Here is a 5,457-nt window from a genome sequence, read left to right on the forward strand (position 1 = left end):
ACTGTGGGTGCCCCATCCTGAGCGCAGCGAAGGGTGGGCGGCAATCATCTCCGCACCGCCAACGCAATCTTGGGCCAAGTGTTCAGCGCCACTAATCCCGGTTCCCCGAAAGCATACCCACGATAGCTGCTCCAGCGCCAATCTTCCGGCTTAACCACCAAGCCGCGCTTCAGCGGATTCCGATGCATGTACTGCAGCTTTTCCGTCTGCTTCTTGGCCGTGCGCACGTTGAAATCATAGTAGCGTCGCTGCCAGAAGTGAGGCGCCCATTCCTCGCGGACAAACAGTTCCTGCTGCCGCGGATCGGTGCCACGCCCGCGCCCCCGCAGCCTGCGTGAGCTCTCCTGTTTCAGCACCTGCACCGCCGTTGCCAGCGAAGCCTGCCGCGGTTCGCTGACCAGCAGATGCACGTGCTCTGGCATGACTACATAGCCGATGACCACCAGATCGAATCGCTTTCTGATTTGCTCCAGGGCGCGCAGGAAAATCTCTCGTGTCCGCGCGCTGCCCAGCAGAGGCAGGCGATGATAGCAACTGAAAGTGAGAAAATGTGACTGCCGGGTCTGCTGATACCGCGTCAAATCTCGCGGCATGGAACGGCGATTCTATCCCACCCTTCGCTGCGCTCAGGATGGGGCACCCACAGTTTTGGTGGCGCAAGCAATGGGTGGGCCACCCGTCCTTTTGGGCGTAAGGGTGGGGTCAGAGGCAGAGCCGTACCAAGTGTTTTCAATATTTTCAGATTTAACCCTAATGTTTCCTCGATCTTGCGTCCGCGTTATCTGTACCCCAAAGAAAACAATAGATTTCCTCAGGTACCTAGCAAGAAGTGGCCAACATCGGGCTCGATACCCCAACCTGCCCCAGCAGGCAATCGCCGGAAACACCATCAATCTGCGCCTGCAGCCACTGGTTCGCCTGGTGCCGTCCGGCGAGCGTCAGCTTCAGATAATTGTCGGTGAGAGCGCTGGTGGATTCGGCAGCGGAGACTTTCAGCGTAATGGCAGAAAGGCGCTTTCCAACGAAGGAAATCTGAAAAGCAGACCTCTTCTCTGCTGCCAACTCACGCAAGATTCGATTCCGCTCGCGCGCAATTGGCGCCCGCACCTGGCTCGGCATCGCGGCGGCTGGCGTACCCGGCCGCGCAGAAAACGTAAAGACGTGCAGATAGGTGAACGGAAGTTCGTCGATCAGCGAGCGAGTCTGTTCGAAGTCGACGTCAGTTTCCCCCGGGAAGCCGACCATCACGTCAGCTCCAATGGCTGCACTCGGCATAACGCTACGAATCTTGCGTATCTTCTCGGCGTAGTGCCAGGGGCGGTATTTGCGGTGCATCATGCGCAGCACCCGATCGCTCCCCGACTGCAACGGAACATGCGCGTGTTTGGCGATGCGACTGCAACCCGCGACCAGGGCGATCAGTTCGTCCGTCCAGTCCATGGGCTCAACGGAGCTGATGCGGAGCTTCTCAATATCTGTGTGCTCCAGGATCGAGCGCACCAGATTTGCAAATTTGCTGGGCGGATCGAGATCACGTCCCCAGCGCCCGAGATTAATACCTGAAAGAACCACCTCGCGATATCCCGACGAAACCAGCCCCTGCACCTGTCCCACGACATCAGCAATCCGCAAGGAACGGCTGCGGCCGCGAACCGAGGGAATAATGCAGAACGAGCAGCGGTTATTGCAGCCGTCCTGCACTTTCAGGTTCGGACGGGTCCGCTCCGATTCCGTATCGGCATCGAATACTGGCGCTGCAAGGAGTTGGGTATGAGCGAAGATGTCGCCAACCAGGATTTGTGGCAGCTGACGGCCGGCATGTGTGACTTTGGCGAACTCGTCAGACTCTGCGATTACTCTTCCGCTTCGCAGGCTGGCAAGGCTTACAAAAGAGTTTGGCTCTAAAGAGTTCGGCTCTACTGTTCCGCAAACAAGATCAGCGAGCTGATGCTTGTGAGAGTTGCCCACAACCCAGGTGACGCCCGGAATGGCGGCAATCTCCTCCGGCGCACGCTGCGCGTAGCAGCCGGTCACGAGAATCTGGCACTGGGGATTCTGGCGATGAATTCGCCGGATCGAATTTCTTACGTCCTGGTCGGCAGACGCTGTAACCGTGCAGGTGTTGAGCACGACCAGAACAGCTTGTTCGGCATCGCTGGCGCGAGACAAGCCATGCTCGATGAGCCGGCGCTCAATGGCCGCGCCATCGGCTTGGGTGGCGCGACATCCAAAGTTCTCGACGTAAAAGCTCGACACCTGCCGATTATAGCAACGCAGTCAGCGCACCAGAAGCGCACGACTGCAGTCGAGCCTTCACCTTTACACCTGGGTTCGCCCTCGCCTCTGCCTGAGCAAAGCGAGCGGTAACCCTGCACCAAAATCGAAGATCTGTCAGGGATCAGGCGGTGGCGGCCGCAGTCCGTTTTTGCTGGAAACACTCCCGGCAAAACACGGGACGACCCTGCGTCGGTTTAAATGGAACGGTGGTTTCCTTGCCACAGTGCGAACAGGTTGTTCGGGTTTCCACCTTTGGGTAAGCACCTGGGGTGGCGATGCCGAGCGCCGTTGCCCGTTTTGCTTTACAGGGTTTGCACCGCTTCGGCTCGTTCTTGAACTGCTTATCGTGAAAGAAAAGTTGTTCCCCAGCCGTGAAGACGAAGTCAGCACCGCAATCGATACACTTGAGGATCTTGTCCTGAAATTCCATTGGAAAAAGCTCCCTTCAACCCCGCCCCCTGCGGGTCGAAGGAGCCGAGCCAGACCGAGTGCCCAGTGCCCAACGAACCGCCAAGGTTTCAGGTTCCCTTCTCAGCGTCCCGCCAGAGTGAACGCTAACCATGAAGCCGCTACAACGATGAAATTCGGAACTTCAAATCAGAAAAGTTGCAGGACAACACCAATCGCGTGCGATCCAGCACCACTTCCCCGCCGAATAAATCCAGTATGAAATGGCGGGCAAAAAGGAAGGGGCCGCATGGGGGAGGGGCAGCGGCCCCGCTTGTATTAAGTCTCTTGCTCCTTGCGGGCTTTTTTACGGCTCCGCTTGCGCGCCAAAGCTTCCTTGGCGCGTCTCTTCTCGCCCGGCTTAAGGTAGAAGGAGTGCCTTTTGACCTCCTTAATAATGTCCTCTTGCTGCACCTTACGCTTAAAGCGACGCAGGGCGTTCTCTAATGACTCGCCCTCCTGGACCCTTACTTCGGCCAAACTAAACACACCTCCAAACCAGCCCGGGTTGGACTTGGTAGTTATTGCAAGCTTCCCCCAGTCAAGTCAAGGAAAAGCTACGCATTCTCATTATGATACGTGAAGTTTTGAGAACTAGTTAGGCGGGCTAGTAGATCACTCGCACGGCAAATTGCACCTGCCTTGGTGCGTAAGAATTGTTCGGCTTCAGGAACGAAGTCGCGCTCTGGTAGTACGCCGGGTACACGCGATTGGCTACCGTCTTGTTGATGGTTACGAATTGCGCAGCGGTATTGGTGAAGCCGTCGTCAGTGATGTCCACGCGTTTGTTGTCGCGATTTAGAAGATTGAATGATTCCGCCAGCAGCTCCAGCTTCCACCTGTCGCCGATGGGAAATTGACGCGCAACACGCGCATCGACGGTGGAGTAGTCAGGTCCAGTAAAAGCATTTCGCCGATAGCCGGGCAGACGATCGTTATCTGAATTGCCATCGCGATTGGCATCTCCCAATATGCGCGCGTCAAAGGGACGACCACTGCCATAAGTGGCTACTCCCGATAGCTTCCATTCATTGCACATCGTCTTCAGGACATTGTGCTCGCGGTGGAAGGGATGCGGCTCTGCGATCCAGGAGACGGCCAGCCGCTGGCGCTGGTCGGTGGAGCTGGGTCCATATTCGGAATTTGGAGCGTACGAATTCTGTACGGTCGCGGGACGTCCGGCGACCAGCGCATCCTGTCCATCATCCATGGCTCGCGCCCAGGTGTATGCCAGGCGGAAATAGAGTCCGTGACTCATGCGACGTCGTGCCGAAATCGTAAGGCCGTGATATTCGCTGGTGGCTGCGCTCTCAAGAACGTTAATGCTACCCAATTCCGGAATAGGCCGGACCACATCGCCTACACACGGCGGGAAAGGACAATCCAGGGTCGGCGTCATCTGCCAGTTAGCGAAGGAATCGACCGTATAGTAGGTTCCCAGAAAGTTCTGGCCAGTCTGATCGAAAACTGGGTAAGTGAACTCGACCGGTGCCGTCAGATTCGCATCGCGAGCGCGAATGAGATGCTCGCCGCGGACGTAAAGGTAGTTCACTGCTATCGCAAGCCGCTCCACGATCTCGCGCTCCAGGCCCAGGTTCGCCTGATGAACATAAGGCGTCTGAAAGTCGTGCGCAAAGGCGGAAACGTCGCTAGTGAGCGATCCCGCTACCCCGGCAGGCGCAGCGCAGGCAGTCGCATGACTTGGACACGCAACCAGCGGATTCGGATAAGTGGGGAAGAGCAGGCGATCGTAGAAATTTGTATTTCGCAGGAAGACGTGAGTATTGTTGATCCCATTCTCCGTTTCGACTGCTGATGTGTAGATGGACGGAATGCGCGTGTAGAACAGGCCGTACCCGCCGCGAATCACCAGAGGTCGCCGCTCGCCGATAGAGTAGGCGAAGCCGACCCGAGGAGAAATATTGTTAGTATCGTTCGGAACCCTGCCCGAATCTGGCCACAATAAATTGGAAACAAGTCCGTCGGTGCGAAAGCGCTGCAGGTCGTAGCGAACTCCGAAAACTAACGCGAAACGTGAGAACAGGCGTACAGAATCCTGGGCGAACGCGGCGTATTCGGTAGTGTCAGGATGAGCGACGGCTGAGCCAAAGTCCTGGTAGTAATAGCGCGGGACCTGGTGGGCATAGGCACGCAGCGGAGTGATCTGCATTCCGGCGCGCACCGGCTGAAAAGTCCAGGGATCTACGCTGATGTCGTCGAAGATGTAGTCGCCGCCGAATTGCTGGGGAAAGAAATTGTAAATGTAGCTGGCGACAAGATCGCCACCGAACTTGAAGGAATGGCGGTTGCCTTCCACGGTGATCGTCTCCGCGATGTGCCATTTGTGCTCGCGGGTTTCACGCGGGAGGATGTTGGATCGGCCAAAACCCTGGATGATGCTGTAAATCTGCGTCAACGGATATGAGGAGTTCGCTTCTGACGACTGCAAATCTCGCGAAAACTGCATCCGCAAATGGCTCGTAGCGCGGCGGGTGAGTCCGCTGGTGAGCGAGACCACGGCACTCTCGGTCCGCACGTCTTCCTGACCGTTCTCGCTGATGGCGTAGTTGGTGATCGGGCTGGCGGGATCAAAAAAGACGTTGTTGTCTCCGTAATAGCGGGAGGTGCTCAGCCGGGCGGTGAGGAAGTGACGGGGCGAAATCGCGGTATCGACTTTCAGAAATCCAGCATTGCCTATGAGGCTCGAGCGAAACGTGCCACCCATCTGCGAAA

5 protein-coding genes are annotated in these 5,457 nt (G+C 57.0%); all 5 read right to left on the reverse strand.

Annotated elements, in window-relative coordinates; translation table 11 throughout:
- Positions 1-44 precede the first annotated feature (44 nt).
- Positions 45-593, reverse strand: coding sequence for a transposase (locus VEG30_07705; protein HXZ79798.1), 549 nt, complete (start codon positions 591-593; stop codon positions 45-47).
- 226 nt (positions 594-819) lie between these two features.
- Positions 820-2,256 (reverse strand): tRNA (N(6)-L-threonylcarbamoyladenosine(37)-C(2))-methylthiotransferase MtaB, encoded by a 1,437-nt coding sequence (mtaB, locus tag VEG30_07710; GenBank protein ID HXZ79799.1) that lies wholly within the window; start codon positions 2,254-2,256, stop codon positions 820-822.
- Positions 2,257-2,398: 142 nt separating this feature from the next.
- On the reverse strand, positions 2,399-2,707 hold the full coding sequence (locus VEG30_07715; protein ID HXZ79800.1) for a zinc-ribbon domain containing protein: 309 nt from the start codon (positions 2,705-2,707) through the stop codon (positions 2,399-2,401).
- 296 nt (positions 2,708-3,003) lie between these two features.
- Positions 3,004-3,204 (reverse strand): 30S ribosomal protein S21, encoded by a 201-nt coding sequence (gene rpsU, locus VEG30_07720; GenBank protein HXZ79801.1) that lies wholly within the window; start codon positions 3,202-3,204, stop codon positions 3,004-3,006.
- Positions 3,205-3,331: 127 nt separating this feature from the next.
- On the reverse strand, positions 3,332-5,457 hold a 2,126-nt coding region (locus VEG30_07725; GenBank protein ID HXZ79802.1), incomplete at its 5' end, for a TonB-dependent receptor.

The organism is Terriglobales bacterium (genome assembly GCA_035624455.1).
In the GTDB taxonomy this organism is placed as follows: Bacteria; Acidobacteriota; Terriglobia; order Terriglobales; family Acidobacteriaceae; genus DASPRM01.